Origin of the sequence: Stutzerimonas stutzeri RCH2, from assembly GCF_000327065.1 — a bacterium.
GTDB classification, from domain to species: Bacteria; Pseudomonadota; Gammaproteobacteria; order Pseudomonadales; family Pseudomonadaceae; genus Stutzerimonas; species Stutzerimonas stutzeri_AE.
In genome coordinates this window covers 3,437,140-3,461,903 of record NC_019936.1, presented here as the reverse complement: position 1 = coordinate 3,461,903, position 24,764 = coordinate 3,437,140, and the positions used below count along the sequence as shown (strand labels likewise).

Sequence of the window (24,764 nt, the reverse complement as noted above, 5' to 3'; positions counted from 1 at the left end):
TCCACCTGCTAAATCGTGAGTAGCCATGGTCGACAAACTGACGCATCTGAAACAGCTGGAGGCGGAAAGCATCCACATTATCCGTGAGGTTGCAGCCGAATTCGGCAACCCGGTGATGCTTTATTCCATTGGCAAGGATTCGGCCGTGATGCTGCACCTGGCGCGCAAGGCCTTCTTCCCAGGCAAGCTGCCGTTCCCGGTTCTGCATGTCGATACACGCTGGAAGTTTCAGGAGATGTACAGCTTCCGCGCAAAAATGGTCGAGGAGATGGGGCTTGAGCTAATCACCCACATCAATCCCGATGGCGTCGCGCAGGATATGAATCCCTTCACCTACGGCAGTGCCAAGCACACCGACGTGATGAAGACCGAAGGCCTCAAGCAGGCGCTGGACAAGTACGGCTTCGACGCCGCTTTTGGCGGTGCTCGGCGCGATGAGGAAAAATCCCGCGCCAAGGAACGTGTCTACTCCTTCCGCGACAGCAAGCATCGCTGGGACCCGAAGAACCAGCGCCCCGAGCTGTGGAATCTCTACAACGGCAAGGTCAAGAAGGGCGAGTCGATCCGCGTCTTCCCGCTCTCGAACTGGACCGAGCTGGACATCTGGCAGTACATCTACCTTGAGCAGATCCCGATCGTACCGCTGTACTTCGCGGCCGAGCGGGAAGTTGTCGAGCTCAACGGCACGCTGGTGATGATCGATGACGAGCGCATCCTGCAACACCTGACGCCAGAGCAGAAGGCCAGCATCCACAAGAAGATGGTGCGCTTCCGCACCCTGGGCTGCTACCCATTGACCGGTGCCGTCGAATCAACCGCAACCAGCTTGCCGGAGATTATTCAGGAGATGCTCCTGACCCGTACTTCCGAGCGTCAGGGGCGCGTCATCGACCATGACGCCACCGGCTCGATGGAAGAAAAGAAACGCCAGGGTTACTTCTAAGGAAACGCATCATGAGTCACCAATCCGAACTGATCAGCGAGGACATCCTCGCCTACCTGGCGCAACACGAGCGCAAGGAACTCCTGCGTTTCCTTACCTGCGGCAACGTCGATGACGGCAAGAGCACGCTGATCGGCCGTCTGCTGCACGACTCGAAGATGATCTACGAGGACCACCTCGAGGCCATCACCCGCGATTCGAAGAAGGTCGGCACCACGGGTGAAGACGTCGACTTGGCACTGCTGGTCGACGGCCTGCAGGCCGAGCGCGAGCAGGGCATCACCATCGACGTCGCGTACCGCTATTTCTCGACGGCCAAGCGCAAGTTCATCATTGCCGACACCCCTGGCCATGAGCAGTACACGCGCAACATGGCGACTGGCGCATCCACCTGTGACCTGGCGATCATTCTGGTCGATGCCCGTTACGGCGTGCAGACCCAGACCAAGCGCCACAGCTTCATCACCTCGCTGCTCGGCATCAAGCACATCGTCGTCGCCATCAACAAGATGGACCTGATGAACTTCGATCAGGAGGTCTTTGAGCGGATCAAGGCCGACTACCTCGCATTCGCCGATCGCATCGAACTCAAGCCGTCGTCCCTGCACTTCGTGCCGATGTCGGCGCTGAAGGGCGACAACGTGGTCAATCGCAGCGAGCGCGCACCCTGGTATGAAGGGCAGTCGCTGATGGAGATTCTCGAGAGCGTCGAGATCGCTGGTGATCGCAACTTCGATGACCTGCGTTTCCCCGTGCAGTACGTCAACCGTCCGAACCTGAACTTCCGCGGTTTCGCCGGTACCTTGGCCAGCGGCATCGTGCGCAAGGGCGACGAGATCGCCGTGCTGCCGTCCGGCAAAATCAGCCGCGTGAAATCCATCGTCACATTCGACGGTGAGCTGGAGCAGGCGACCCCAGGTGAAGCCGTCACCCTGACGCTGGAAGACGAGATCGACGTCTCGCGCGGCGACATGCTGGTGCATGCCGACAGCCGCCCGCGTATCGCCGACAGCTTCGATGCGATGCTCGTCTGGATGGGCGAAGAGCCGATGCTGCCGGGCAAGAAATACGACATCAAGCGGGCCACCAGCTACGTGCCGGGCTCCATTGCCAGCATCGCCCACAAGATTGACGTGAATACCTTGGAGCAGGGCGCTGCGAGCAGCCTGCAGCTCAACGAGATCGGCAAGGTCAAGGTCAGCCTAGATGCGCCGATCGCGCTCGATGGCTACGCGCAGAACCGCACGACCGGCGCTTTCATCGTCATTGATCGTCTCACCAATGGCACCGTCGGCGCCGGCATGATCATCGCCGAGCCGGTTGCCCATGGCTCGGGCGGTCATCACGGTGCGCTGGCGCATGTGTCTACCGAAGAACGCGCAACTCGCTTCGGCCAGCAGCCGGCTACCGTGCTGTTCACCGGCCTGTCCGGTGCCGGCAAGAGCACGCTTGCCTATGCCGTGGAGCGCAAGCTGTTCGACATGGGCCGCGCGGTTTACGTGCTTGACGGCCAGAACCTACGCCACGACCTGAACAAAGACCTACCGCAGGACCGCGCCGGCCGCACTGAAAACTGGCGCCGCGCCGCCCACGTCGCTCGGCAATTCAATGAAGCAGGCCTGATCACCCTGGCCGCGTTCGTCGCACCTGACGCAGAAGGGCGCGAACAGGCCAAGGCATTGATCGGTACTGAGCGCCTGATCACTGTCTATGTCCAGGCATCCCCGCAGGCTTGCCGCCAGCGTGATCCGCAGGGGTTGTATGCGGCCGGTGGCGATAACATTCCAGGTGAGTCCTTCCCTTACGATGTGCCGCTTAATGCGGATCTGGTTGTCGATACCGAATCTGTTGATATCGCAGAGGGGGTGAAGCAGGTGATCGACCTGATACGTCAGCGGGACGCGATCTAGGCTGAGGTGACAAGAAAACGCCCTGCAAATGCAGGGCGTTTCTTTCTGGCATCAGGGCGGTTGGTGCTGTGTCGCTTCGATCTGGTCCACCCAACGAGACTTCGAGAGATCCTGGCCTGCCCCAGTGTCTCGGTTTTTAGTTCCATGGATGAGCATCGACGATAGCTATAACCTCGCCACTGTTTTCTTTCAGCAACACCACCATGTCTTTCCGATTGGCTTTTAAGGGCAGCCAAGCGCCTGCGTTAGGGTAGATTTCAAGGATGGCCGCGACCGCCTCGGGGGTGTTGTATTTCTCAAGCAATGCTAAGGGTTTTCCTGCTTTTTGTATGGCAGATTCGGCAATGCTCAGCGATTGATAAAGCTCGGGATGTTGTGAAATGTCGACACCGGCGAAAACAGACTCAAAAAGCAAGTTGCTTTTTTCGTCGGCGCTTTCAGGCTCCAGTACAGAAACCCACCTTGGCCCCATCCATGGGGGGGTTCGATATTCCATTTCCGCTTGACCCACCCTGCGCCCATCGATCTCATTAGCGCGCACCAACTGGAAACGCTCATCAGCGAAAACCAGCCATGCAGGTCGGCCATCGGCCACAGCGTGCAATCCATACAACAACGCGCCAAGTTGTAGAGCACAAATTATGGAGAGGTCCATGGCCAAGGTCTTTTTTCCTTGCTTGTAAACCATCAGAGTAAGACAGGGGCCAAGAACTACATCAATCGCTATTAGCATGAGGAATATCTTGGTCACGCCTACGGCAGTGTGTAGCGGACTGGGATGCCAAATAAAGAAGACCAAGTACAAAACCGCAAGCGCCAGGCCAGCAGAGATCAGCAAGTGAATATAAAAAGCTCTGATGCGTGGATTAAACATATATAGCCTCACATCGGAATCCAGCCCTGATCCCAGAACCTGGGAGGGCTGCCTATACCGTGTTCCTTATAGAACTTCATGGATGTTTCATGCAGCACGGGAACATCCAAAATCAAAATGCGCCCAATGATGGTTATTGCTAGCAGCAAAAGTACGAAAAACATTCCCTGTCGTATCGGGCTGTTCATCGCGGCAGCGCCTGAAGGGCTTCTCCAGCGCGCCAGAGCCAGCCCGGCAATAACCGCCAGCCAGCCTTCGGTATAAGGCATAGCGAATACGCCATCGACCTGAGCCAGCGTCAACGAAGCCAGCAGAGCCATCCATAATGCTGCGTCAAGTACATCTGTATTGTTGCGAATTATACTCGCTCCTCGCAACATGCCGGTAATTATACTGAACAGAAAGAGCAACGTAGCCGGTATGCCCCATTCAGCAAGGAACTGCAATGTGGCCTGATGCGGATGTGCGCCGATATGGTTCCATACAGCCGAGTAGTGCAGGGGGCCTACGCCAAGAAACGGGTTGGCCTTGATCATTTTCCATGCGCCTTGCCAAAGAACATCTCGTTTAGATAGGTCAAACCTCAGGCCCGAGGGTGTATCTCTGGCTAGCCCTGCCCACTCCGGAAAGCAAAAGAAAAGTAGAAAATAGAGTGCCAAACCGGCCAAGGCGAATGCTACAGCCTGTAAGAGCAATGCCTTGTAGCGAACGCCGGTGGCAAGCAGCGTGGCCACGCTTGCTATGCAGAGGCCCAGCAAAACACCACGCCCAGCTAGCGCCCAGACGATGCACCACTGCAATAAAAGAGTTAATTGGATGGCGTTCTGGTTAAACAACTTCTTGTGCCAGCCCTGCTGGAGTGAAAGGCCATGCAAAATAGGGATAAGTATTATTTGAAACTGACCATAGAAGCGAGGGTTATCGAACCCTGGATACATCAAGTAGGGGTTGACGTCACGTGTCCCGGTAAAGAACGAAGCTATGTAAAAGGCGAGAAATTGTACTGCCAGCAATGCTGATGTGACAAAGAGGATGAACAGCACCACTTGCTGAGCGGCTGCTTGGCGAAGAAGATGTCCGAGATACACAATCAATGCGAAGCTGGATGCATATTTTGCCCATTCTTTCAACGCCCATTGCGGGTGTTGAGATAGCAGCGCCGAAGCCAAACCCAAGATAAACGCCAATAACACTGTATTGTTGGGCGGGACAAAGGCGCCAGGGCGGCGCCAATAGCCCAGCTGAAGCGCCGCTGAGGCAGCAACTAAAAGCATTAGTTGGGTAATTCTTTGTTGTTCCAGCCAGCTGTAATCAAGTAGCCAATAACTGAGGCTAGTGCTCGAAAAAACAAGCAGAAAAAAAGCCGCAATAAATACTTCTTTATTTTTTAAGAAGGGCATCTGGCGTAGTTCGTTGATTGCTGCTTTAAAGGCATTTTCCCGGCTTATATTGGCTGTCCAGATCACTGGTACAGCTCCACAAGCCCTCCGCCGTGCGGTTAAGGGTAATGATTTTGCCATTGAACCGCCCTGGCATTCCGTTCCGAGCGGTGCAGGTGATCGATCCCGTCGCCGCTGCTATTAGCGTTACCGTGCAGTAGTTTGTGCTCGCGCCGATACCGATAAATCCCGGCAAGCTGGACACCAGTGAAGGCGTGCGATTTTCGCTAATGGCGTGCTCGAACGCGGCTTTTGCCGGAGTGATTTCGGCCAAGGCGGCTGCAGCTGTCGAGCGCACGGTGTAGTTCTGATAGGCGGGAAATGCAATGGCCGCAAGAATGCCGATGATTGATAGCGCGGTCATCAATTCAATCAGAGAAAAGCCGCGGTACGACTTTTTCACGGGCTTCGTCCTCCAATTTAGGCGAAAAAAAAGAGCGGTCTAAGCCGCTCTTTCCTGAACAGGCTAGATTAGGAACACTTGCCTGGCTTGTACTTGGCGTCCAAGGTGCTTGCACAAGACCATGCGCCCTCGGCTGTACGGTTAAGCGTGATTGTTTTGCTGTTGAACTTGCCAGCGTTACCGCCAGTAGTTGCACAAGCGATGGAACCAACACCGGTTGCCTGTGTGAAGGTGACGGTTACGCCACAATAAGATGTCGTGGCGCCGACGCCGATGTAGCCCGGATCGGCCGCAGTGGTCGACGGGGTTTTACCTTCGTTAACCGCTTGCTCAAAACCGATCTTGCCAGGGGTGATTTCGGCCAGCGCGGCGGCAGCGTTGGAGCGAACGGTGTAGTCCTGATACGCCGGCAGCGCAATGGCGGCCAGAATACCAATGATCGCAACCACGATCATCAGTTCGATCAACGTAAAGCCCTTTTGCATTTGAGTTTTCATCTGTTTTTTCTCCTTGAGTGTTAGGCAACCGCCTGCCAGCGATAGAGCAGTTTGTGTGCCAGCTTTCCCGAAAGAGTTCTGAAGACGGTTGGTTTGTGATGTGGCGCAAGTTTCCTGCCGCCTAGTGTCCCTCGCGAGGCAGTTGGCGAAGCAAAAGCGGCAGCAAGGCTATTTTGGGGACGGTATTCCTTTCGTTGTTGTGTTCGCTAGGAGCTCGTTGCGATGGCATTAAGTGACGTGTTTCGTCACTTAAGATGGTGTGTATTTGCACGGCTTGGCAACTAGGCTATAAGGCGGGCTTGGAACTAGGCGAGACCCTTATGAGCGAAAATATTTCTCTATCCGGGCTGGCTCGGCAGGTGGTCGGTGCCGGGGTGCTAGACGAGAGAACGGCACAGCAGGCCCAAGCCCAGGCGCTTCGCAGCAAAACGCCCTTCGTTACCTATGCCGTTCAGAACCGGCTGGTCAATGGGCGAGTCATAGCCGAGCTTGCGTCCGAGCAGTTTGGCGTCGCATTGCTGGATCTGGGAGCGCTGGATAAGGAGCTGCTGCCCAAGGATCTGATTAGTGAGAAACTTGCCAAGCAGCATCGTGTGCTCCCCCTTTCCAAACGTGGAACCAAGCTGTTCATCGCTATTTCCGACCCTGCGAATCATCAGTCGATTGCCGATATCCAGTTCAGTACCGGGCTTTCGATTGAGCCGATATTGGTGGAAGACGATAAGCTCGGCGAGGCAATCGACAAACTATACGACAACGGTTCTACCGGACTGGAGGATCTAGGTGACGTTGACCTGGATGGCGTAGATGTCGAATCGGTTAGTGATGATGGCAAGGGTGACGAGGCCGGAGAGACTGCAGACGATGCGCCAGTGGTTCGTTTCGTCAACAAAATGCTGCTCGACGCCATTCGTGGGGGCTCTTCCGACCTGCATTTCGAGCCTTATGAGAAGGCGTTTCGCGTGCGGCTGCGTACCGATGGCATCCTGCATGAGGTGGCACGTCCGCCGATACAGCTGGCGCCTAGGATTTCCGCGCGCCTCAAAGTGATGGCGGGCTTGGATATTTCCGAGCGTCGTAGACCTCAGGATGGCCGCATCAAGATGAAGCTGTCCAAGAACAAGGCGATTGATTTTCGCGTCAATACGCTGCCTACGCTGTGGGGCGAGAAGATCGTGATGCGAATCCTCGATCCGTCCAGCGCACAGATGGGTATTGATGCATTGGGTTATGAAGAGGATCAGAAAGAGCTTTATATGAATGCCCTGAAGCAACCACAGGGCATGATTTTGGTCACCGGCCCGACTGGCTCTGGTAAGACTGTGTCCCTCTATACGGGGTTGAACATCCTTAATACGGTCGATGTGAATATCTCTACCGCAGAAGATCCTGTGGAGATCAATCTGGAAGGCATCAATCAAGTCAACGTCAATCCCCGCCAGGGGATGGATTTTTCGCAGGCGCTACGCGCGTTTCTGCGTCAGGATCCGGACATCATTATGGTGGGTGAGATCCGTGATCTGGAGACCGCTGAGATTGCCATCAAGGCGGCGCAGACCGGTCACATGGTCATGTCTACTCTCCATACCAACAGCGCAGCAGAAACCCTCACGCGACTTCGTAACATGGGGGTGGCCGCGTTCAATATCGCGACATCGGTCAACCTGATCATCGCGCAGCGACTGGCACGCAAGCTTTGCAACAGCTGCAAGAAAGAGGTTGAGCTGCCGCGCGAGGCGCTGCTGGGCGAAGGTTTTCCTGCCGACAAGATTGGGGCATTCAAAATTTATGGCCCGGTCGGCTGCGATAATTGCAAAGGCGGTTACAAAGGTCGTGTCGGTATTTATGAAGTGGTTAAAAACACGCCGGCTCTCGCGAGGATTATCATGGAGGACGGCAATTCCATCGACATTTCCACCCAGATGCGTAAAGACGGCTTTAACGATCTGCGTACTTCGGCTCTAGTTAAAGCCATGCAGGGCGTGACCAGCCTGGAAGAAGTCAACCGGGTGACCAAGGACTAACATGGCGCAGAAAGCGATAAAGACCAGTGTGTTCACCTGGGAAGGCACAAACAGGCAAGGCGCAAAGATAAAGGGTGAGCTTAGCGGCGTTAGCCCCGCGCTGGTCAAGGCGCAGCTGCGCAAGCAGGGTGTCAACCCGCAGAAGGTGCGCAAGAAGTCGGTTTCATTGTTTGGTGCTGGCAAGAAGATCAAACCGATGGATATTGCCCTGTTCACTCGGCAGATGGCGACCATGATGAAGGCGGGCGTTCCGCTCTTGCAGTCCTTCGACATCATTGGTGAGGGCTTTGATAATCCGAATATGCGCAAACTGGTGGATGATTTGAAGCAGGAAGTCGCTGCGGGCAATAGCTTCGCAACCGCACTGCGAAAGAAGCCTCAGTACTTCGATGATCTTTATTGCAATCTAGTGGATTCTGGTGAGCAATCCGGCTCGCTGGAAACGCTCCTTGATAGGGTGGCGACCTACAAGGAAAAGACCGAGGCCCTGAAGGCCAAGATCAAGAAGGCGATGAACTACCCAATCGCGGTAGTGCTGGTTGCGATCATTGTGTCCGCGATCCTGTTGATCAAGGTGGTTCCGCAGTTTCAGGATGTTTTCGCAAACTTCGGCGCGGAGCTTCCGGCGTTCACATTGATGGTGATTGGCTTGTCCGAAGCACTGCAGGCCTGGTGGCATGTGGTGCTGTTCGTTATGTTTGGGGTGGCTTATGCCTTCAAAACAGCCCACGGCAAATCGGAACGTTTTCGCAACGGGTTTGACCGCTTTTTGCTCAGAATTCCCGTCGTCGGCGATATTCTCTACAAGTCTGCAGTGGCACGCTTTGCGCGCACGCTGGCTACTACCTTTGCTGCTGGTGTGCCGTTGGTTGATGCGTTGGATTCAGTCGCCGGCGCCACTGGCAATGTGGTGTTCCGCAATGCAACGATGAAAGTGAAGAGTGACGTTTCGAGTGGTATGCAGCTCAACTTCTCCATGCGTACAACTGGCACCTTCCCTACCATGGCGGTTCAGATGACCGCCATTGGCGAAGAGTCCGGCGCGCTCGATGAGATGCTGGGGAAAGTCGCGACGTTTTACGAGGACGAAGTTGACAATATGGTCGATGGCCTGACAAGTCTCATGGAGCCAATGATTATGGCTGTGCTGGGTGTTTTGGTTGGCGGCTTGATTATCGCTATGTACCTTCCGATTTTTCAGCTTGGTTCTGTTGTTTAAGCATGATTCTGCTCGATTATTTGGCCAGCCACGTGCTGGCCTTTGTTTTATCTGCTGCCGTGCTCGGCTTATTGGTCGGCAGCTTTCTAAATGTCGTAATTTACCGCCTCCCGATTATGATGCAGCGCGATTGGCGTATGCAGGCGCTTGAATATCTCGAGAGCCCGGCGGAGCCAGTCGGCGAGCGCTTCAATCTGCTGCTGCCAAACTCCCGTTGTCCGCATTGCAATCACCAAATCCGCTCTTGGGAAAATATCCCCCTAGTCAGCTGGTTGGCCCTGCGTGGCAAGTGCTCATCCTGCCGTGCGCCGATCAGTTGTCGTTATCCGTTGGTGGAGTTGGCTTGCGGGCTGTTGTCCGGCTATGTCGCCTGGCATTTCGGCTTCTCCTGGCAGGCCGGCGCAATGCTGTTGCTGACCTGGGGCCTGTTGGCGATGAGCATGATCGATGTCGATCACCAGTTGTTGCCTGACGTTTTGGTGCTGCCGCTATTGTGGCTCGGCCTTATCCTCAATAACTTCGGTTTGTTCGTATCGTTGGAAAGTGCGCTATGGGGAGCAGTAGCGGGGTACCTGAGTCTTTGGTCGGTGTACTGGCTGTTCAAGGTGGTCACCGGTAAAGAGGGTATGGGCTACGGTGACTTCAAGCTGCTGGCCATGCTTGGCGCCTGGGGCGGGTGGCAGGTGCTGCCGCTGACGATCCTGTTGTCTTCGGTGGTCGGCGCTGTGCTTGGTAGCATCCTCTTGCGGATGCAGCGTGCGGAAAGCAATACGCCGATTCCTTTCGGCCCATACCTGGCTATCGCAGGCTGGATTGCATTGCTTTGGGGCGATTGGATTACGGAAAGCTACCTGCAGTTTGTGCGCTTCTGAGCCAATCATGTTGGGTGGCTCATGGCGGCCGGTTTGTATGAGTCAGGCTACCGTCTTTATCGCCTACCCATAAGCTTGCGCTTCGTGCTCTGAGTGGTTACTACTGCTCGTCCTGTTTTTTTGGCTAGGGTGCGGTTGACGGATGAAACCCTGGATTCTTGGATTGACTGGCGGTATCGGTAGCGGAAAGACTGCCGTTGCAGATCGGTTCGCCAGCTTGGGTGTGCATGTGGTCGATGCCGACCAGGCTGCACGCTGGGTGGTTGAGCCTGGGCGGCCGGCCCTGCAGCAGATCGTTGAGCGCTTTGGTGGAGAGGTCTTACTGCGGAGCGGTGAGCTGGACCGCGCCGGGTTGCGTCAGAAAGTATTCGTTGATCCGGCCGAGCGGCAGTGGCTCGAAAAGCTCCTACATCCATTGATTCGCACCGAGGTCGCCCGGCATCTCGCACTGGCCGAATCGCCTTACGCCATCATGGTCTCGCCGTTGCTTGTCGAGTCTGGGCAGTATCGTCAGGTCGGTCGAGTACTGGTCGTGGATGTGCCAGAGGTGCTCCAGATTGCACGCACGACGGCTCGTGATCAGGCCAGCGAGGAGCAGGTGCGTGCCATTCTCAAGGCTCAGGTTCAGCGTGAAGAGCGCCTGAAGCGTGCCGATGATGTGCTTGTGAATGATCGCGATCTATCTTGGCTCGGAGCTGAGGTCGAGCGTTTGCACCGTTTTTATCTGACATTGCAAGGAGGTCAGAAATGACCGCAACAGTTGAGTGCCCCACTTGCAGGGCGCCAGTAGAGTGGGGGCCGCAGAGCCCGAATCGGCCATTTTGCTCTGAACGCTGCAAGCTCATCGATCTCGGCGCATGGGCTTCCGAAGCACATGCCATTCCGGGAAACGAACTGGAGGATGATCTGTTTTCGGGTGACATGCCTCCGCGCGAGCACTAGGTTTCCTTTGCAGGGTTTGCCTGCGGCCCTTCGTTACTCCTCCTTCCAGGGCGCCTGCAAGTAGCGGCTCTGGTTGAAGCTCTCCATCCAGTCTGGGTAGAAGACCACCAGTGCTGTGATCGCCGTGCCGTTGATAAAGGCCTCGGGGAACATTACCAGCCAGATATACCCCGCGAAGTCTTCCAGCCATGGCGGCATCGGAAAGCGGCCATCGAATAGCAGTACGCCAAGCGATGCGAGAATGCACGCCAGCGCAGCGAGTGCCGCCGGAAAAAAACCTGCAAAGAATATGAACACGAATAGGTTGCGTGGCTGGGCGCGCTCCACCATGCGCGCGCAAATGACCGTAACCATGACCGGGATCAGCACCAGCAGAATGCCGTTTATGCCGAGTGCAGTGAGGTGTTGATGGCCGGTTAGTGTCAATCCGAGCTGTGCGGCGAGGGCGGCCAGAATGGCTAGCGGCCAGTCCAGCAACAGCGTAACTGCTGTCAGACCTATAAAGTGAAAGGATAGGCCTGAGTCGAAATCCCGTCGGACGAGCCAGAGCAAAAAAATGGACAGCATTGCGCCGCACAGAAGATGCTGCCGGCGCGTATCGCTGAATAATTCCACCCATGGTGCTCGCCATACGGCCCATATCAGCGCAGCTGCGTAGATTGTCCAGCCTATTGAGAGCGTGGCGGGGGCAAGCAGGTGAGCGGCAATCATCCTTACGGTCCTTTGCGCTGATGTTCGTGTGTCGGGTGTTTTGGTGGTGATTCTGATTAGGTGAGCGGGTCAGGGCGCTGGATTTGGATGCTCCATGTGAATGCTCTCTATTTCGGACAGCACTTCGCTCGAAAGCTTTAGTTTGGAGCTAATGATGTTCGACTCAAGCTGCTCCATTGTCGTTGCGCCAATGATGTTGCTGGTCACGAAGGGCTGCGCTGTCACGTAGGCGAGTGCCATTTGTGCTGGATCCAGCCCGTGTTTTCGGGCGACTGCTATATAGCGGGAACAGGCTGCGCGCGCTTGAGCGTTGTTATAGCGAGCAAAGCGCTGAAAAAGCGTGAGGCGCGCATTGGCGGGGCGTGCGCCGTCCTCGTATTTGCCGCTGAGCATGCCGAACGCCAGCGGTGAGTACGCGAGCAGGCCGCACTGCTCACGAATGCTGATTTCTGCCAGGCCAACCTCGAAGCTGCGATTTAGCAGGTTGTAAGGGTTCTGTATCGAGACTGCACGCGGCCAGCCGCGAGCTTCGGCTAGTTGCAGATACTTTGTCAGACCCCAGGGGGTTTCATTGGACAAGCCGATGTGGCGAATCCTGCCGGCTCTAACTTCGTCATCCAGCGCTTCCAGTGTTTCTTCGATCGGGGTGAAGTCGTCTTCCTGGTGGCGATAGCCCAGCTGTCCGAAGAAATTGGTGCTGCGTTCAGGCCAGTGCAGTTGGTAAAGATCGATCCAGTCGGTCTGTAGTCGGCGGAGGCTCTCGTCCAGTGCGGCGCGTATATGTGCGCGATTGAACTTGAGGCGTCCGTAGCGAATGTGGCTTATACCGTTACCAGGGCCGGCTATCTTCGTGGCGAGGACCCAGTCGGATCGGCCGCCGTGTGTCTTGAAATAGTTGCCAATATAGTGCTCGGTGGTGGCATAGGTTTCACGGCGAGGTGGCACCGGGTACATCTCGGCCGTATCTATGAAGTTTATGCCAGCGGCTTTTGCTTGGTCGATCTGGGCGAATGCATCGCTTTGGGCGTTCTGCTCGCCCCATGTCATTGTGCCCAGGCAAAGCGAGCTGACTTTCAGGTCCGTGCGGCCTAGTGGACGAAATTCCATCGGATACCTCGTGCAGAAGAATGCGAGTGCGCAAAGCTTAACGAAGACAAGCTGGTTCTGGTCATGAGATTAGCGGGGCGCATCGAAGTGCCAGGGGCTGTGAAGTGTTTGCTCGGGTTGGCCCGTTGCGAGTGAGCCCGTAGCAGCTTACTCGCGAAGTCCGTAATGCCTGCTCGACGAACCGCAAATGTTGGTTGCTATTTTTCTGCCAATCAGGATAATTCCGCAGCCTGTCGCCGGGGATGCCTAGCCTGTCGACGCAAGTCAAAGGTAGGGGATGCCTAGCCTACCGATCATTGCCGTAGCGGACGCGCTGACCCGAGCCCCCGATAGCGTCTGTTTCCGGCTGCCCTGGTCTTGCCAGGGCGAGCACCATTCAGTAAGATTCGCCGTCTTATTTTCAGGGCGGCCCCTGAGGCTATAACGAATGAAGACATTTACTGCTAAACCGGAAACCGTCAAGCGCGACTGGTTCGTCGTCGACGCTGCCGGCCAGACCCTGGGTCGTCTGGCAACCGAAATCGCTAGCCGCCTGCGTGGCAAGCACAAGCCCGAATACACCCCTCACGTAGATACCGGCGATTACATCGTTGTGATCAATGCTGAGCAAGTGCGTGTTACCGGTGCCAAGACCACCGACAAGATGTACTACTCTCACTCCGGTTTCCCGGGTGGCATCAAGTCGATCAACTTCGAGAAGTTGATCGCCAAGGCGCCCGAGCGTGTGATCGAGACTGCGGTCAAAGGCATGCTGCCGAAGAACCCGCTGGGTCGCGACATGTATCGTAAGCTGAAGGTGTACAAGGGTGCCAATCACCCGCATACCGCTCAGCAGCCCCAAGAACTGAAGATTTAACGGAATAGTTCATTATGTCGGCGACTCAAAATTACGGCACTGGCCGTCGCAAGACTGCAACCGCGCGCGTTTTCCTGCGTCCGGGCACTGGCAAGATCTCCATCAACAACCGTGAGCTGGATAACTTCTTCGGTCGCGAAACTGCCCGCATGGTCGTTCGCCAGCCGCTGGAGCTGACCGAGACTGTCGAGAAGTTCGATATCTACGTCACCGTTCTGGGTGGTGGTGTCAGTGGTCAGGCTGGTGCGATCCGTCACGGTATCACTCGCGCTCTGATCTCGTATGACGAGACTCTGCGTAGCCCGCTGCGCAAGGCTGGATTCGTCACTCGCGATGCTCGTGAAGTTGAACGTAAGAAGGTCGGTCTGCGCAAAGCGCGCAAGCGTCCGCAGTACTCCAAGCGCTAATTCGCGCTTTAAAAAGAAACGCCCAGTTTCGTTCGGAGCTGGGCGTTTTTTTTTGCTGTGATTTATGGTGGTGCGACAGTGTGTCGCGCATTGGAAGGCCTGGTCTGTCTAGGTGTTAGAGGCTTTGTGGCTGCCTATTACCTTGTCAGAAGAGGGTCTTTTCTTTACCATTTGGCGAATTTTTCGCGGCCCAATTTTACGTAGTACATGCCTGCTTTAGGGCAGGCCATAAGAAGCTGATGGGAGACGACTGAATGAGCAATGACGGCGTGAATGCAGGCCGGCGTCGCTTCCTTGTGGCCGCCACTTCGGTGGTGGGCGCAGCAGGAGCGGTGGGTGCCGCGGTCCCGTTCGTGGGATCGTGGTTCCCGAGTGCCAAGGCCAAGGCTGCCGGTGCGCCGGTAAGGGTAAATATCAGCAAGATCGAGCCGGGGCAGCAGATGGTCGCCGAATGGCGCGGTCAGCCGGTATTTATCGTGCGTCGGACTGAAGAGATTCTCGGAAATCTGGAAAAGGTCGCCGGCCAGGTAGCTGATCCGGAATCCAAGGCATCTGAGCAGCCTGCTTATGTCGACCCGAAGACTCGGGCTATCAAGCCGGAGCTTCTGGTGGTGGTTGGTCTGTGTACTCACCTTGGCTGCGCGCCGTCCTTCCGTCCTGAGGTGGCTGCGGCCGATCTCGGCGCTGACTGGCTCGGTGGTTACTTCTGCCCCTGCCACGGCTCCAAATACGATATGGCCGGTCGTGTCTACAAGGCACAGCCAGCTCCCTTGAACCTGCCGGTGCCCCCGCACTCGTACGAGACCGATAGTGTAATCATCATCGGTGTGGACCAGGAGAACGCCTGATGAGCAAGTTCATGGAATGGGTTGACGCCCGCTTCCCGGCTACAAAAATGTGGGAAGACCATCTTTCCAAGTATTACGCGCCCAAGAACTTCAATGTGCTGTACTTCTTCGGTTCGCTGGCGCTGCTGGTTCTGGTCAATCAGATCCTGACCGGTATCTGGCTGACCATGAGCTATGAGCCGTCCGCTGAAGGTGCTTTCGCCTCCGTCGAATACATCATGCGCGACGTCGAGTACGGCTGGATTCTGCGCTACCTGCACTCCACCGGTGCCTCGGCATTCTTCGTGGTGGTCTACCTGCACATGTTCCGCGGCATCCTCTACGGCTCCTACCAGAAGCCGCGTGAGCTGGTGTGGATCTTCGGCATGATGATCTACCTGGCGCTGATGGCCGAAGCCTTCATGGGCTACCTGCTGCCGTGGGGCCAGATGTCCTACTGGGGCGCCCAGGTGATCATCTCGCTGTTCGGTGCCATCCCGGTTATCGGTGGGGACCTGACCCAGTGGATCCGTGGTGACTACCTGATCTCGGGCATCACCCTGAACCGCTTCTTCGCCTTGCATGTCGTTGCACTGCCGATCGTCATCCTCGGCCTGGTCGTGCTGCACATCCTGGCACTGCACGAGGTTGGCTCGAACAACCCGCTGGGGGTGGACATCAAGAAGTCCAAGGATGAAAACGGCGTACCGCTGGACGGCATCCCGTTCCACCCGTACTACACCGTGAAGGACATTGTCGGTGTCGTAGTGTTCCTGTTCGTCTTCTGCGCCGTGGTGTTCTTCTTCCCTGAGATGGGTGGCTATTTCCTTGAAAAGCCGAACTTCGAAGAAGCGAATGCGCTGAAAACCCCTGCACACATCGCTCCTGTTTGGTATTTCACGCCGTTCTACGCGATTCTGCGCGCAGTACCCGACAAGCTGCTCGGCGTGATCGCCATGGGTGCTGCCATCGCCGTGCTGTTCGTTCTGCCCTGGCTGGACCGTAGCCCGGTCAAGTCCATGAAGTACAAGGGCTGGATGAGCAAGGTCGCGTTGCTGTTGTTCTGCATCTCGTTCGTCATCCTGGGCGTGCTGGGCGTGCTGTCTCCGACTCCGGGTCGCACCCTGCTGTCGCAGATCTGTACGGCAATCTACTTCGGATACTTCATCCTGATGCCGTTCTACACCAAGCTCGAGAAGACCAAAGTGGTTCCGCAAAGGGTGGATGGCTGATGAAAAAGCAATTTGCTGCATTGATTCTTGCAATTTTGCCGGTCTTTACCTTCGCGGCCGGTCCGGAAGTTCCGCTGGATAAGGTCGATATCGACCTGACCGACAAGGCAGCCATGCAGGATGGCCTGAAGACTTTCGCCAACTACTGCATGGGCTGCCATAGTGCCAAGTTCCAGCGCTACGAGCGGGTCGCGACCGATCTGGGGATTTCGGAAGAAGTGATGATGGATAACATCGTCTTCGCCGATGCCAAGTTTGGTGACCACATGAGCATCGGCATGAAGGCCGAGGATGCCAAGGTCTGGTTCGGCGCTGCGCCCCCTGACCTGACGCTGGTTGCGCGCGTTCGTGGCAATGACTGGCTGTACTCGTATATGCGTAGCTTCTACGAAGACCCGGCTCGTCCCTATGGCGTGAACAATACGGTCTTCCCGAATGTGGGTATGCCTCACGTACTGGCTCCTCTCCAGGGTCGTCGCGTGGTTGGCTGTAAGCAGGTTCAGGTCGTCGAGAACGGTCGCAAGCAGTTCGATCCGCTGACCGGCACGCCAATTACCCAGGAGGCGTGCGATCAGATGGTGGTCGAGCCTGGCACTGGCTCATTGTCCGAGGCGGAGTACGACGAGAAGATCAAGAATCTAGTGACCTTCCTCGCTTATTCGGCTAATCCGGTCAAGCTGCAAAGCCAGCGTATCGGCACCTATGTGCTGTTGTTCCTGGCGGTGTTCTTCGTGTTCGCTTACATGCTCAAGCGCGAGTACTGGAAAGACGTTCACTAAGCGCTTCGTTTCAATTCGCTGTACCTTGCGCGCGCCCCATGGGCGCGCGTGTTTTTTCTGCCTCAGATAAAAGAGTGAGGAAGGACCTATGGCTACAACCAATCGGTTGGGCTGCTATTCCGATCCTGCCGACCACTACTCCCACCGTGTTCGTCTCGTGCTCGCCGAGAAGGGCGTCAGCGTCGACATCCTCGATGTCGAGGCGGGGCAGTGTCCAGTCAAGCTGGCGGAAGTGAATCCATATGCCACTGTTCCGACGCTGGTGGATCGCGATCTGGCGCTCTACGAGCCGGGAGTGATCCTGGAGTATCTGGAGGAGCGTTATCCGCATCCTCCATTGCTGCCGGTGTATCCAGTTGCACGGGCGAATACTCGTTTGTTGATGCATCGCATTCAGCGTGATTGGTGTTCGCTGGCCGATCGAATTCTTGATCAGCGTACAGCGGAAACAGGGCGTGTGCAGGCGCGCAAGGAGCTTCGCGAAAGCCTTACCGGCGTGTCGCCGATATTCGCGGAGAAAGCGTACTTCATGAGTGACGAGATGAGTCTCGTAGACTGCTGCCTGTTGCCTATCCTCTGGCGTTTGCCCAGACTCGGTATCGAGTTGCCGCGAGCTGCCAAGCCGCTGCTGGATTACATGGAGCGCAATTTCGCCCGCGAGGCCTTCCAGGCCAGTCTTTCCACGGTCGAGCGCAGCATGCGTTGAGAGAGGATGTGTTCATGAATTCAAGTCGCCCGTATCTGGTCAGAGCGCTCTACGAGTGGATCGTCGACAATGATTGCACGCCGCACTTGCTGGTCAATGTCGACTATCCCGGGGTGCAGGTACCCGCCGGTTTTGCGAGTGACGGGCAGATAGTGTTGAACGTTGCGCCAAGTGCGGTTCGCCACCTGCACATGGATAATGAGGCTATTAGCTTCGAGGGCCGCTTCGGCGGTATTTCGCATTCACTGAACGTGCCGTCTGCGGCAGTGATGGCTATTTATGCCAGAGAGAATGGCCAGGGTATGGTGTTCGAGATCGAGCCGACCCCGCCGGAGGACGATTCGCCGACCAATAACGGTGGTTCGGATGATGAGGGGCCGCGACCGGGCGGCCGTCCGAGTCTGAAGGTCGTTAAGTAAGCGGTCGACGCCCGGACGCTATCCTGCTGTCCGGGCGTGGGGGCGGATTCAGTCGATGTATTCGAACAGCTTGACGATTCGCTGCACGCCAGCAACGCCCTGAACGAGATTGGTCGCGCGGTTGCCTTCCTGGCGAGTAACCAATCCCAGCAGGTAGACAATCCCGTTTTCCGTGATCACTTTGATTCTCGAGCCCGGCACGCTGTTATCAGCGAGCATCTGGGTCTTGATCTTGGTGGTTAGCCAGGAATCGTTACTGCGTGCCAATGCCGAGGAGGGTGGCAGGATCTGCAGTTCGTTATGAACGCGCTTGACCCGTTGCACGCCGCTCGCAGCCCGTTCAGCCGTCTCCTTTAGTTCTGCTCGTGGTGTTTGTCCGGCAAGGAGTACCACACCGTTATAACTGGCGACCACCACATGCGAGCCCTGATCGAGATCGGGATGGGCCTTGGCAATATTGACGGCGGCTTTGGTCTCGATCAGAGAGTCATCAATCTTGCTGCCAATAGTGCGCGTGCCCCGATTATCGGCTATTGGGTCATCGCGGGTTGCCGTCAGCACCGAGCTGCAGCCACTGACAGCGATGCACAGCCCTAGGGTGAAAGCCAAGCGGAACGCGTTCATTCCTCACTCCCGAATAGTTGGTTGTCGATCAGGTCGCACAGGCAGTGAATGGTCAGCAGGTGTACTTCCTGGATGCGGGCGGTGACTTTGGCAGGTACGCGGATCTCCACGTCTTCTGGCAGTAGCAGGGAGGCCATTCCGCCGCCGTCTCGGCCGGTAAGCGCGACCACCACCATCTCGCGATCATGAGCTGCCTGAATGGCCTGGATCACGTTGGCCGAGTTGCCACTGGTAGAGATGGCCAGCAGCACGTCACCGGGTTGGCCGAGGGCGCGAATCTGTTTGGAAAATACTTCGTTGTAGCTGTAGTCGTTGGCGATCGAGGTGATCGTTGAGCTATCAGTGGTCAGGGCAATGGCGGGCAGGCTCGGGCGCTCGCGCTCGAAGCGATTGAGCAGCTCGGAGGAAAAATGCTGCGCATCGCCGGCGGAGCCGCCGTTACCGCAGGTGAGGATCTTGCCTTCACTCAGTAGCGCGTTGACCATCACCTGACCGGCCTGCTCGATACTTGGCGCTAGCACTTCCATGGCATGTTGCTTGGTTTCAATGCTGGCCTGGAATAGCTGGCGGATTCGGGTTTGCATGTCCATCGGTGATTGACCTTCAAGTGGCAGGCGCGTCCGATGCCAATCGGACGTTACGCTTGCGGTTCGCTAGGGCTGGGCGGATCCAGCAGCTGTCGCTGCGTCATGACCGTTCAGCTGTCAAATGCGTTGCGGATCCAGTTCAGGTCCTCGGTTTTTCCGGTTGCGGCGATCGCGACGACGTCAAAGCGACAAGGGCTCCGCGCCCAGCGGCTTTCCTTCTGCAGAAACAGTTGGGCGGTCTTGATCAGCTTGTGCTGCTTGCGCATATCGACGCTTTCGAGAGCTCCACCCCAGGCGGTGTGGCGCCTGTAGCGGACCTCGACGAATACTACTGTATCGCCGTCGAGCATGACCAGATCAAGCTCGCCGCTGCGACAGGACCAGTTGCGCTCGAGCAGGCGAAGCCCTTTGCTGCTGAGGTGGTGCAACGCAAGGCTTTCGGCAGAGCGTCCGCTGCTCTGGCTATCACTCATTACTGAGCATCTTCCAGGCGCTCGACCGCGCCATCACGAAATTGAGCCCACGGGAGGTGGCGTTCGATGCGTTGCTGGGGATTCAGGCTGAGGGTCCCGGAAAGTCCGTCCAGCTGCGTGTCTGGCAGTGCGAGCAGTTGATTCAGGCGTGGCGCCAGAAGATAGGCATCTGCGCCCATCGCGTACAGGCGGCCAAGACTCCCGCCCGCCTGGGGCCATTTCTGTTCGACTTCCTGGCGCAGCGGTAGCTGGTCGTCCAGCAGCCAGGGTGTCTCTGCGAAGCGTATGCCTTCGAGGTCCAGGTACTGGGTGCGGTCGTGGCTGGCTGAGTGCAGGTGCGAGGTGCCGTACACCGGAAGGTCGCCTGCATACTGGAAGATCAGTGTGGGTCTGACCTGCTGGGCCTGCTGCGGAGTTGCGGCAAGAAAAATGAAATCGACGTCCTGGCGGCGGGTCGGTTGGCTGGCAGTGGAGGCGTCGGTAATGCTACTGACTCGGCCGGCACGGCTCTCGCTGTTGCGAAGTTGCAGCAGGTCAGCGATCTGATTGGCAAGCTGCACGGGTTCGGCCAACGGCTCGGCGGCTACCAGTGTTCCGCCGGCTTCCTGCCAGCTCTGGCGGAATGCATCGAGAATTCGGCCGCCCCAGTCGCCCCGTGGCGCCAGCGCAATCGCGCGGCGATGGCCGTCCGCCCAGGCGCGGCGGGCGACCTCGCGGGCTTCGTCTTCGGCGGCGAGCCCGAATTGGAAGAGCTGCGGTGGTGTGTGCTGCCCGGCGTCGCTGTAGTTCAGTGCCAATGTGGTGATCGGTAGCTGATCTCGCTCGGCGAGCTGACGAACCAGATCCTTTTCCAGTGGGCCGATTACTAATTGCACACCGGCGGCCTGGGCTTGGCGATAGAAGTCGTCGATGGAAACCATACGGCTACTGTCGTAAAGCTCGATATTCAGTGCCTGCCCAGCTTGTTGTGCGTGCAGATGGGCCGCCAGAAACCCGTCGCGTAGCGCGCGGGCTACGCTCGCCAACTGCCCTTCCATGGGGAGTAGAAGGGCGACGTGATTCAAGGGCTGATCGGCCAGTTCGCGTAGTTTCTGCAGTGGCTCTGGCAGCTGCTGTGCTGCAGGGTGCTGGGGATTCTGCGCGATCCAGTCGTCCATTGCTCGCTGCTGCTGAGCAACCGTACCGGCCCGCTTCAGTGAAAGTGCGAGTGCTTGCCAGCCTGCGAGGTCTGCCTCCGCTGCGCTCTGCAGTTGTTTTTCAGGCAGGGCGGAGACGAGTTTCCAGATGCTTTCGTGGTTTGCTCGGGCTTGCTCGCCACTCAGCAAGGGTGCCGTGAAGACTCGTTCGCGCGCAGCGGCGAGAGGCTTGTTGGTTGCCTCCAGTGCTTCGGCGCGTACCAGTTGGCTGCGAATCTGCTGTTCCACGGGGAGTTCGCCCAGGCGCTCGAACGATGGGTGTCGGAGTGCCTGCACGGCTTGCTCGGGCTCTGCATTCGCAAGTGCAATTTCGGCCTGCAGTGTCAGTGCAAAAATCTGCTGCGCTGGCTTCAGCGCCTCCACCTGCACCTGTTCAAGAATGCTGCGGGCCTGAGCGTGTTTGCCCTGCTGCACGCTCTGGTCTGCTGCGGCCAGGCGCAGTTGAGCGGCTTGTTCGGGGTCGCTCTGGTCGGCCTTCTGTAGCAGTTGCTGGGTCGAGGCCTGCGGAGTGCGAGGCAGTTCACCAAGCGACGACGAGGGTGAACCGGCGCAGGCCGCGAGCATGGCAGCGAGGCAGAGAAGGAGGAGTGGGCGTAAGCAGGCCATTGGTTGTTCGTTCCTGAAAGCACTGGCGGTGGATTGTACCCAAGCACTGGAGTGGCCGCGATGCTGCGGCGGTGAATCGGGCTACAATGCGCATTTCCGTGACGGAGGTAAGCCCTTGTGACTGCCAGTGATGGTGCGAATTCCGGGGTAGGCACGCTTTATGTCGTCGCTACGCCAATTGGCAATCTTGAAGACATCAGCGCCCGGGCGCTGCGCGTACTGAAAGAGGTGTCATTGATTGCTGCGGAAGACACCCGGCACTCGTCCCGTTTGCTTGCGCATTTTGGCATCCAAACGCCTTTGGCCGCCTGTCACGAGCACAACGAGCGTGAAGAGGGCGGGCGATTCCTCGGTCGGCTACAGGCCGGGGAGAATATTGCGCTGATTTCCGATGCAGGTACGCCCTTGATATCTGATCCGGGCTATCACCTAGTGCGTCAGGCGCGTGCTGCGGGTGTTGCCGTGGTTCCCGTACCGGGCGCTTGCGCGCTGATCGCCGCGTTATCGGCGGCTGGCTTGCCGTCGGATCGGTTCATTTTCGAAGGCTTCCTGCCTGCCAAGGCCGCTGCTCGCCGCGCTCGTCTGGAGACGCTGAAGGAAGAGCCGCGCACACTGATTTTCTATGAGGCGCCGCACCGGATACTCGAATCGCTCCGCGATTTCGAGGATGTGTTTGGCGGTGGCCGAGTCGCTGTGCTGGGGCGTGAGTTGACCAAAACGTTCGAAACGCTGAAAGGCCTGCCGTTGGGCCAACTGCGAGCTTGGGTCGAGGCTGACAGTAACCAGCAGCGTGGCGAGTGTGTCGTGCTGGTCGAGGGTTGGCATGCACCGCAGGATGAAAGTGCGGTGAGCGCAGAATCACTTCGAGTGCTTGATCTGCTCTTGGCTGAAATGCCGCTCAAGCGGGCGGCAGCCATAGCGGCGGAGATCACCGGTGTGCGCAAGAACCTGCTCTACCAGGCAGCGCTGGAGCGAAAATAGATCGCGGCTGGCCTTGTACTTTCGGGCAGTGAGCTTGCAGGTGGCGGCTTGCGACGATACTCTGGCGCCTGGAGAGTCGATCGGACAGTCGCTGTCTCTTTTTGTTCCGGCAAGAAGGGAGGGAGGAAAGTCCGGGCTCCATAGGGCGAAGTGCCAGGTAACGCCTGGGAGGCGTGAGCCTACGGAAAGTGCCACAGAAAATAACCGCCTAAGCGTTTCGGCGCCGGTAAGGGTGAAAAGGTGTGGTAAGAGCGCACCGCACGGCTGGCAACAGTCCGTGGCTAGGTAAACCCCACTTGGAGCAAGACCAAATAGGGATCCATTGGCGTGGCCCGCGCTGGATCCGGGTAGGTTGCTAGAGGCAGTCAGCGATGGCTGTCGTAGAGGAATGGCTGTCCTCGACAGAACCCGGCTTACAGATCGACTCTCCTTCTTTACTTCCCCTCCGTAAGACCCGTTTTTAATTCCGAAAGATTCTTGCTCTTAACAAAGCACTTTAACTTTGTTCGGTAAGCGCTTGCGCATCATGACAAGCATCTTTCTGACTTCCCGTAGTTCTGTCCGCATCTCCCATTAGCGTCGCTAAATTGCCGCTCCGTAAGGCTTTTTCCCTTCCGGCTCGCCTTGACGGTGGGGCGGCTGCGTTTCTATAGTGCGCACAAGTGGTAGGAAGTGGCAGAAAGTGGGTAAATATGGGCATGGATAGCTAATTTAGGGGAAGCGCAGCCGTGTTTCGCGGAGCTAACGCCATCAGTCTCGACGCCAAAGGCCGGCTAGCCATGCCCAGCCGGTATCGCGACGAGCTGAATTCCCGTGGTGATGGCCAGCTGATTATCACGATCGATGCCGTAGACCGCTGCCTTTGTATCTATCCCCTGCCCGAGTGGGAGCTCATCGAAGCGAAGCTTCGCGAATTGCCGTCTCTTCGTGAGGAGGCGCGTCGTCTGCAGCGGCTGCTGATCGGCAATGCGGTCGATCTGGAGATGGACGGCAGCGGTCGCGTAGTGGTGCCGCCGCGTCTTCGTGAATACGCCCGGCTGGACAAGCGCGCGATGCTCGTCGGGCAACTGAACAAGTTTCAACTGTGGAACGAGGACGACTGGAGCGCGATTTCTGACGCGGACCTGGCGGCTATCAAGCAACCCGGCGGTCTGCCGGAAGAACTACGTGACCTTATCCTGTGAACCAGATCAGCAGCCTGCGACATATCACCGTGTTGCTCGACGAAGCCGTCGCGGCGCTGAGCGTGCGTCCGGATGGGCGCTATCTGGATGGAACATTCGGTCGCGGCGGCCACAGCCGCTTGCTACTGCAGCAGCTCGGCCCTGATGGCCAATTGCTGGGCTTCGACAAGGACCCGTTAGCCATCGCTACGGGGCAAGCACTGGCGGCCGAGGACGGCCGCTTTGTCGTTGTGCAGAGAAGTTTTGCCGAGCTGGGCGAGGAAGTCTCGCAACGCGGCTGGGCCGGGACTGTCAGCGGCGTTTTGCTGGATCTTGGTGTCTCGTCGCCGCAGCTGGATGATGCGGAGCGTGGGTTCAGTTTCCTCAATGATGGTCCGCTGGACATGCGTATGGACCCCAGTCGTGGTCTCAGCGCCGCGGAATGGATCGCCCAGGCGGACGAGGAAGAAATCGCGCGGGTATTCAAAGAATACGGCGAAGAGCGTTTTGCCAAGCGCATGGCGCGTGCTGTGGTACAGCGCCGCGCAGAAGCGCCGTTCGAACGTACAGCTGATCTTGCCAAGGTGCTGACCGAGGCCAATCCCGCCTGGGAGAAGGGCAAGAATCCGGCAACGCGGGCCTTTCAGGGGTTGCGCATCTACATCAACAACGAGCTGGGCGATCTGGAGCGCGGCCTCGATGCTGCGCTGGAAGCGCTGGAGGTGGGCGGTCGGCTGGTCGTCATCAGCTTCCATTCGCTGGAAGATCGTATCGTCAAGCAGTTCATGCGCCGTCACGCAAAGGGTGAGGCGGACAAGTTGCCGCGCGATCTGCCGATCATCCCGAAGGCGTTCGAGCCACGGCTGAAGCTGCTCGGCAAGCCCCAGTATGCTTCGGACGCCGAGGTCAAGGCCAACCCGCGTTCCCGCAGCGCCGTGATGCGCGTGGCGGAGAAGCTACGGTGAGC

At 57.4% G+C, this 24,764-nt stretch carries 27 protein-coding genes and 1 other RNA gene; 18 read left to right on the top strand and 10 right to left on the bottom strand.

The genetic code is table 11. The features are described from left to right. Window positions 1-25 precede the first annotated feature (25 nt). Together cysD and cysN are read left to right on the top strand one after the other, a co-directional pair. On the top strand, window positions 26-943 hold the full coding sequence (gene cysD / locus PSEST_RS16000; RefSeq protein ID WP_015278016.1) for a sulfate adenylyltransferase subunit CysD: 918 nt from the start codon (window positions 26-28) through the stop codon (window positions 941-943). Window positions 944-954: 11 nt separating this feature from the next. Next, window positions 955-2,853 (top strand): sulfate adenylyltransferase subunit CysN, encoded by a 1,899-nt coding sequence (cysN, locus tag PSEST_RS15995; protein ID WP_015278015.1) that lies wholly within the window; start codon window positions 955-957, stop codon window positions 2,851-2,853. Window positions 2,854-2,989: 136 nt separating this feature from the next. On the opposite strand, the gene tfpZ is transcribed toward cysN, so the two are convergent. The 4 genes from tfpZ to PSEST_RS15975 all read right to left on the bottom strand — a co-directional run bounded on the left by tfpZ (window position 2,990) and on the right by PSEST_RS15975 (window position 6,054). Further along, entirely contained in the window at window positions 2,990-3,727 is a 738-nt protein-coding gene (gene tfpZ / locus PSEST_RS15990) for a TfpX/TfpZ family type IV pilin accessory protein (protein ID WP_015278014.1), read from the bottom strand. A gap of 8 nt (window positions 3,728-3,735) precedes the next feature. Beyond that, a complete protein-coding gene (locus PSEST_RS15985; RefSeq protein ID WP_015278013.1) occupies window positions 3,736-5,193 on the bottom strand; it encodes an O-antigen ligase family protein in 1,458 nt (485 codons plus the stop codon). Then, window positions 5,153-5,569 carry a pilin gene (locus tag PSEST_RS15980; RefSeq protein WP_015278012.1) on the bottom strand — a complete coding sequence of 139 codons (417 nt, stop codon included), beginning with the start codon at window positions 5,567-5,569 and terminating at the stop codon, window positions 5,153-5,155. The genes PSEST_RS15985 and PSEST_RS15980 overlap by 41 nt, the downstream gene beginning before the upstream one ends. 68 nt (window positions 5,570-5,637) lie before the next feature. After that, the gene (locus tag PSEST_RS15975; protein WP_419184897.1) at window positions 5,638-6,054 is read right to left on the bottom strand and encodes a pilin; all 417 of its coding nucleotides are present in this window, start codon (window positions 6,052-6,054) and stop codon (window positions 5,638-5,640) included. Between the two features lie 332 nt (window positions 6,055-6,386). Here PSEST_RS15975 and pilB point away from each other — a divergent pair, with 332 nt between their 5' ends. The 5 genes from pilB to yacG all read left to right on the top strand — a co-directional run bounded on the left by pilB (window position 6,387) and on the right by yacG (window position 11,123). Further along, window positions 6,387-8,090 (top strand): type IV-A pilus assembly ATPase PilB, encoded by a 1,704-nt coding sequence (gene pilB / locus PSEST_RS15970; protein WP_015278010.1) that lies wholly within the window; start codon window positions 6,387-6,389, stop codon window positions 8,088-8,090. Between the two features lies 1 nt (window position 8,091). Then, a complete protein-coding gene (locus tag PSEST_RS15965; RefSeq protein WP_015278009.1) occupies window positions 8,092-9,309 on the top strand; it encodes a type II secretion system F family protein in 1,218 nt (405 codons plus the stop codon). 2 nt (window positions 9,310-9,311) lie between these two features. Beyond that, the gene (locus tag PSEST_RS15960) at window positions 9,312-10,181 is read left to right on the top strand and encodes a prepilin peptidase (RefSeq protein ID WP_015278008.1); all 870 of its coding nucleotides are present in this window, start codon (window positions 9,312-9,314) and stop codon (window positions 10,179-10,181) included. A 142-nt stretch (window positions 10,182-10,323) separates the two neighbouring features. Further along, window positions 10,324-10,932, top strand: coding sequence for a dephospho-CoA kinase (gene coaE / locus PSEST_RS15955; RefSeq protein ID WP_015278007.1), 609 nt, complete (start codon window positions 10,324-10,326; stop codon window positions 10,930-10,932). Next, entirely contained in the window at window positions 10,929-11,123 is a 195-nt protein-coding gene (gene yacG, locus PSEST_RS21875) for a DNA gyrase inhibitor YacG (RefSeq protein WP_015278006.1), read from the top strand. The genes coaE and yacG overlap by 4 nt, the downstream gene beginning before the upstream one ends. Window positions 11,124-11,156: 33 nt before the next feature. Here yacG and PSEST_RS15950 read toward each other — a convergent pair whose 3' ends face one another. Next, on the bottom strand, window positions 11,157-11,834 hold the full coding sequence (locus PSEST_RS15950; protein ID WP_015278005.1) for an energy-coupling factor ABC transporter permease: 678 nt from the start codon (window positions 11,832-11,834) through the stop codon (window positions 11,157-11,159). 69 nt (window positions 11,835-11,903) lie between these two features. After that, window positions 11,904-12,941 (bottom strand): NADP(H)-dependent aldo-keto reductase, encoded by a 1,038-nt coding sequence (locus tag PSEST_RS15945; RefSeq protein WP_015278004.1) that lies wholly within the window; start codon window positions 12,939-12,941, stop codon window positions 11,904-11,906. Window positions 12,942-13,368: 427 nt separating this feature from the next. On the opposite strand from PSEST_RS15945, the gene rplM reads away from it, so the two are divergent. The 7 genes from rplM to PSEST_RS15910 all read left to right on the top strand — a co-directional run bounded on the left by rplM (window position 13,369) and on the right by PSEST_RS15910 (window position 18,167). Continuing rightward, entirely contained in the window at window positions 13,369-13,797 is a 429-nt protein-coding gene (gene rplM, locus PSEST_RS15940; RefSeq protein WP_015278003.1) for a 50S ribosomal protein L13, read from the top strand. Window positions 13,798-13,811: 14 nt separating this feature from the next. Further along, a complete protein-coding gene (gene rpsI / locus PSEST_RS15935; RefSeq protein WP_003302797.1) occupies window positions 13,812-14,204 on the top strand; it encodes a 30S ribosomal protein S9 in 393 nt (130 codons plus the stop codon). Between the two features lie 254 nt (window positions 14,205-14,458). Further along, window positions 14,459-15,052, top strand: a complete 594-nt coding sequence (gene petA / locus PSEST_RS15930; protein ID WP_015278002.1) for a ubiquinol-cytochrome c reductase iron-sulfur subunit — start codon at window positions 14,459-14,461, stop codon at window positions 15,050-15,052. Continuing rightward, window positions 15,052-16,263: a cytochrome b gene (locus PSEST_RS15925; protein WP_015278001.1), complete on the top strand. Its 1,212-nt coding sequence runs from the start codon at window positions 15,052-15,054 to the stop codon at window positions 16,261-16,263. The genes petA and PSEST_RS15925 overlap by 1 nt, the downstream gene beginning before the upstream one ends. Next, window positions 16,263-17,042, top strand: coding sequence for a cytochrome c1 (locus PSEST_RS15920; protein WP_015278000.1), 780 nt, complete (start codon window positions 16,263-16,265; stop codon window positions 17,040-17,042). The genes PSEST_RS15925 and PSEST_RS15920 overlap by 1 nt, the downstream gene beginning before the upstream one ends. An 88-nt stretch (window positions 17,043-17,130) precedes the next feature. Then, the gene (locus PSEST_RS15915) at window positions 17,131-17,748 is read left to right on the top strand and encodes a glutathione S-transferase N-terminal domain-containing protein (RefSeq protein WP_015277999.1); all 618 of its coding nucleotides are present in this window, start codon (window positions 17,131-17,133) and stop codon (window positions 17,746-17,748) included. A gap of 14 nt (window positions 17,749-17,762) precedes the next feature. Continuing rightward, the gene (locus tag PSEST_RS15910) at window positions 17,763-18,167 is read left to right on the top strand and encodes a ClpXP protease specificity-enhancing factor (protein ID WP_015277998.1); all 405 of its coding nucleotides are present in this window, start codon (window positions 17,763-17,765) and stop codon (window positions 18,165-18,167) included. Between the two features lie 48 nt (window positions 18,168-18,215). On the opposite strand, the gene PSEST_RS15905 is transcribed toward PSEST_RS15910, so the two are convergent. From PSEST_RS15905 to PSEST_RS15890, 4 genes are all read right to left on the bottom strand, one after another. Then, window positions 18,216-18,791, bottom strand: coding sequence for a BON domain-containing protein (locus PSEST_RS15905; protein WP_015277997.1), 576 nt, complete (start codon window positions 18,789-18,791; stop codon window positions 18,216-18,218). Continuing rightward, complete coding sequence (locus PSEST_RS15900; protein WP_015277996.1) at window positions 18,788-19,381, bottom strand: phosphoheptose isomerase; 594 nt, start codon at window positions 19,379-19,381, stop codon at window positions 18,788-18,790. The genes PSEST_RS15905 and PSEST_RS15900 overlap by 4 nt, the downstream gene beginning before the upstream one ends. Window positions 19,382-19,488: 107 nt before the next feature. Further along, complete coding sequence (locus PSEST_RS15895; protein WP_015277995.1) at window positions 19,489-19,851, bottom strand: YraN family protein; 363 nt, start codon at window positions 19,849-19,851, stop codon at window positions 19,489-19,491. Next, window positions 19,851-21,653, bottom strand: coding sequence for a penicillin-binding protein activator (locus tag PSEST_RS15890; RefSeq protein WP_015277994.1), 1,803 nt, complete (start codon window positions 21,651-21,653; stop codon window positions 19,851-19,853). Before PSEST_RS15890 ends, PSEST_RS15895 begins: the two co-directional genes overlap by 1 nt. A gap of 117 nt (window positions 21,654-21,770) precedes the next feature. Between PSEST_RS15890 and rsmI the strand changes: the two genes are divergently transcribed. The 4 genes from rsmI (at window position 21,771) to rsmH (ending at window position 24,762) form a co-directional block, all read left to right on the top strand. Next, the gene (gene rsmI, locus PSEST_RS15885; RefSeq protein WP_015277993.1) at window positions 21,771-22,634 is read left to right on the top strand and encodes a 16S rRNA (cytidine(1402)-2'-O)-methyltransferase; all 864 of its coding nucleotides are present in this window, start codon (window positions 21,771-21,773) and stop codon (window positions 22,632-22,634) included. Between the two features lie 72 nt (window positions 22,635-22,706). Further along, window positions 22,707-23,066, top strand: an RNA gene (gene rnpB / locus PSEST_RS21580) — RNase P RNA component class A. 296 nt (window positions 23,067-23,362) lie between these two features. Further along, window positions 23,363-23,818, top strand: a complete 456-nt coding sequence (gene mraZ, locus PSEST_RS15880) for a division/cell wall cluster transcriptional repressor MraZ (protein ID WP_015277992.1) — start codon at window positions 23,363-23,365, stop codon at window positions 23,816-23,818. After that, window positions 23,815-24,762: a 16S rRNA (cytosine(1402)-N(4))-methyltransferase RsmH gene (gene rsmH, locus PSEST_RS15875; RefSeq protein ID WP_015277991.1), complete on the top strand. Its 948-nt coding sequence runs from the start codon at window positions 23,815-23,817 to the stop codon at window positions 24,760-24,762. Before mraZ ends, rsmH begins: the two co-directional genes overlap by 4 nt. Window positions 24,763-24,764: the final 2 nt, after the last annotated feature.

Bases quoted from the DNA above. Each gene is read 5' to 3' on its own strand.
- PSEST_RS15890 (WP_015277994.1), bottom strand. From the start codon at position 21,653: ATGGCCTGCTTACGCCCACTCCTCCTTCTCTGCCTCGCTGCCATGCTC.
- cysN (WP_015278015.1), top strand. From the start codon at position 955: ATGAGTCACCAATCCGAACTGATCAGCGAGGACATCCTCGCCTACCTG.
- cysD (WP_015278016.1), top strand. From the start codon at position 26: ATGGTCGACAAACTGACGCATCTGAAACAGCTGGAGGCGGAAAGCATC.
- tfpZ (WP_015278014.1), bottom strand. From the start codon at position 3,727: ATGTTTAATCCACGCATCAGAGCTTTTTATATTCACTTGCTGATCTCT.
- PSEST_RS15975 (WP_419184897.1), bottom strand. From the start codon at position 6,054: ATGCAAAAGGGCTTTACGTTGATCGAACTGATGATCGTGGTTGCGATC.
- PSEST_RS15920 (WP_015278000.1), top strand. From the start codon at position 16,263: ATGAAAAAGCAATTTGCTGCATTGATTCTTGCAATTTTGCCGGTCTTT.
- PSEST_RS15915 (WP_015277999.1), top strand. From the start codon at position 17,131: ATGGCTACAACCAATCGGTTGGGCTGCTATTCCGATCCTGCCGACCAC.
- PSEST_RS15895 (WP_015277995.1), bottom strand. From the start codon at position 19,851: ATGAGTGATAGCCAGAGCAGCGGACGCTCTGCCGAAAGCCTTGCGTTG.
- PSEST_RS15900 (WP_015277996.1), bottom strand. From the start codon at position 19,381: ATGGACATGCAAACCCGAATCCGCCAGCTATTCCAGGCCAGCATTGAA.
- PSEST_RS15910 (WP_015277998.1), top strand. From the start codon at position 17,763: ATGAATTCAAGTCGCCCGTATCTGGTCAGAGCGCTCTACGAGTGGATC.
- rplM (WP_015278003.1), top strand. From the start codon at position 13,369: ATGAAGACATTTACTGCTAAACCGGAAACCGTCAAGCGCGACTGGTTC.
- petA (WP_015278002.1), top strand. From the start codon at position 14,459: ATGAGCAATGACGGCGTGAATGCAGGCCGGCGTCGCTTCCTTGTGGCC.
- PSEST_RS15960 (WP_015278008.1), top strand. From the start codon at position 9,312: ATGATTCTGCTCGATTATTTGGCCAGCCACGTGCTGGCCTTTGTTTTA.
- rpsI (WP_003302797.1), top strand. From the start codon at position 13,812: ATGTCGGCGACTCAAAATTACGGCACTGGCCGTCGCAAGACTGCAACC.
- PSEST_RS15925 (WP_015278001.1), top strand. From the start codon at position 15,052: ATGAGCAAGTTCATGGAATGGGTTGACGCCCGCTTCCCGGCTACAAAA.
- PSEST_RS15945 (WP_015278004.1), bottom strand. From the start codon at position 12,941: ATGGAATTTCGTCCACTAGGCCGCACGGACCTGAAAGTCAGCTCGCTT.
- PSEST_RS15950 (WP_015278005.1), bottom strand. From the start codon at position 11,834: ATGATTGCCGCTCACCTGCTTGCCCCCGCCACGCTCTCAATAGGCTGG.
- pilB (WP_015278010.1), top strand. From the start codon at position 6,387: ATGAGCGAAAATATTTCTCTATCCGGGCTGGCTCGGCAGGTGGTCGGT.
- PSEST_RS15905 (WP_015277997.1), bottom strand. From the start codon at position 18,791: ATGAACGCGTTCCGCTTGGCTTTCACCCTAGGGCTGTGCATCGCTGTC.
- PSEST_RS15965 (WP_015278009.1), top strand. From the start codon at position 8,092: ATGGCGCAGAAAGCGATAAAGACCAGTGTGTTCACCTGGGAAGGCACA.
- coaE (WP_015278007.1), top strand. From the start codon at position 10,324: ATGAAACCCTGGATTCTTGGATTGACTGGCGGTATCGGTAGCGGAAAG.
- yacG (WP_015278006.1), top strand. From the start codon at position 10,929: ATGACCGCAACAGTTGAGTGCCCCACTTGCAGGGCGCCAGTAGAGTGG.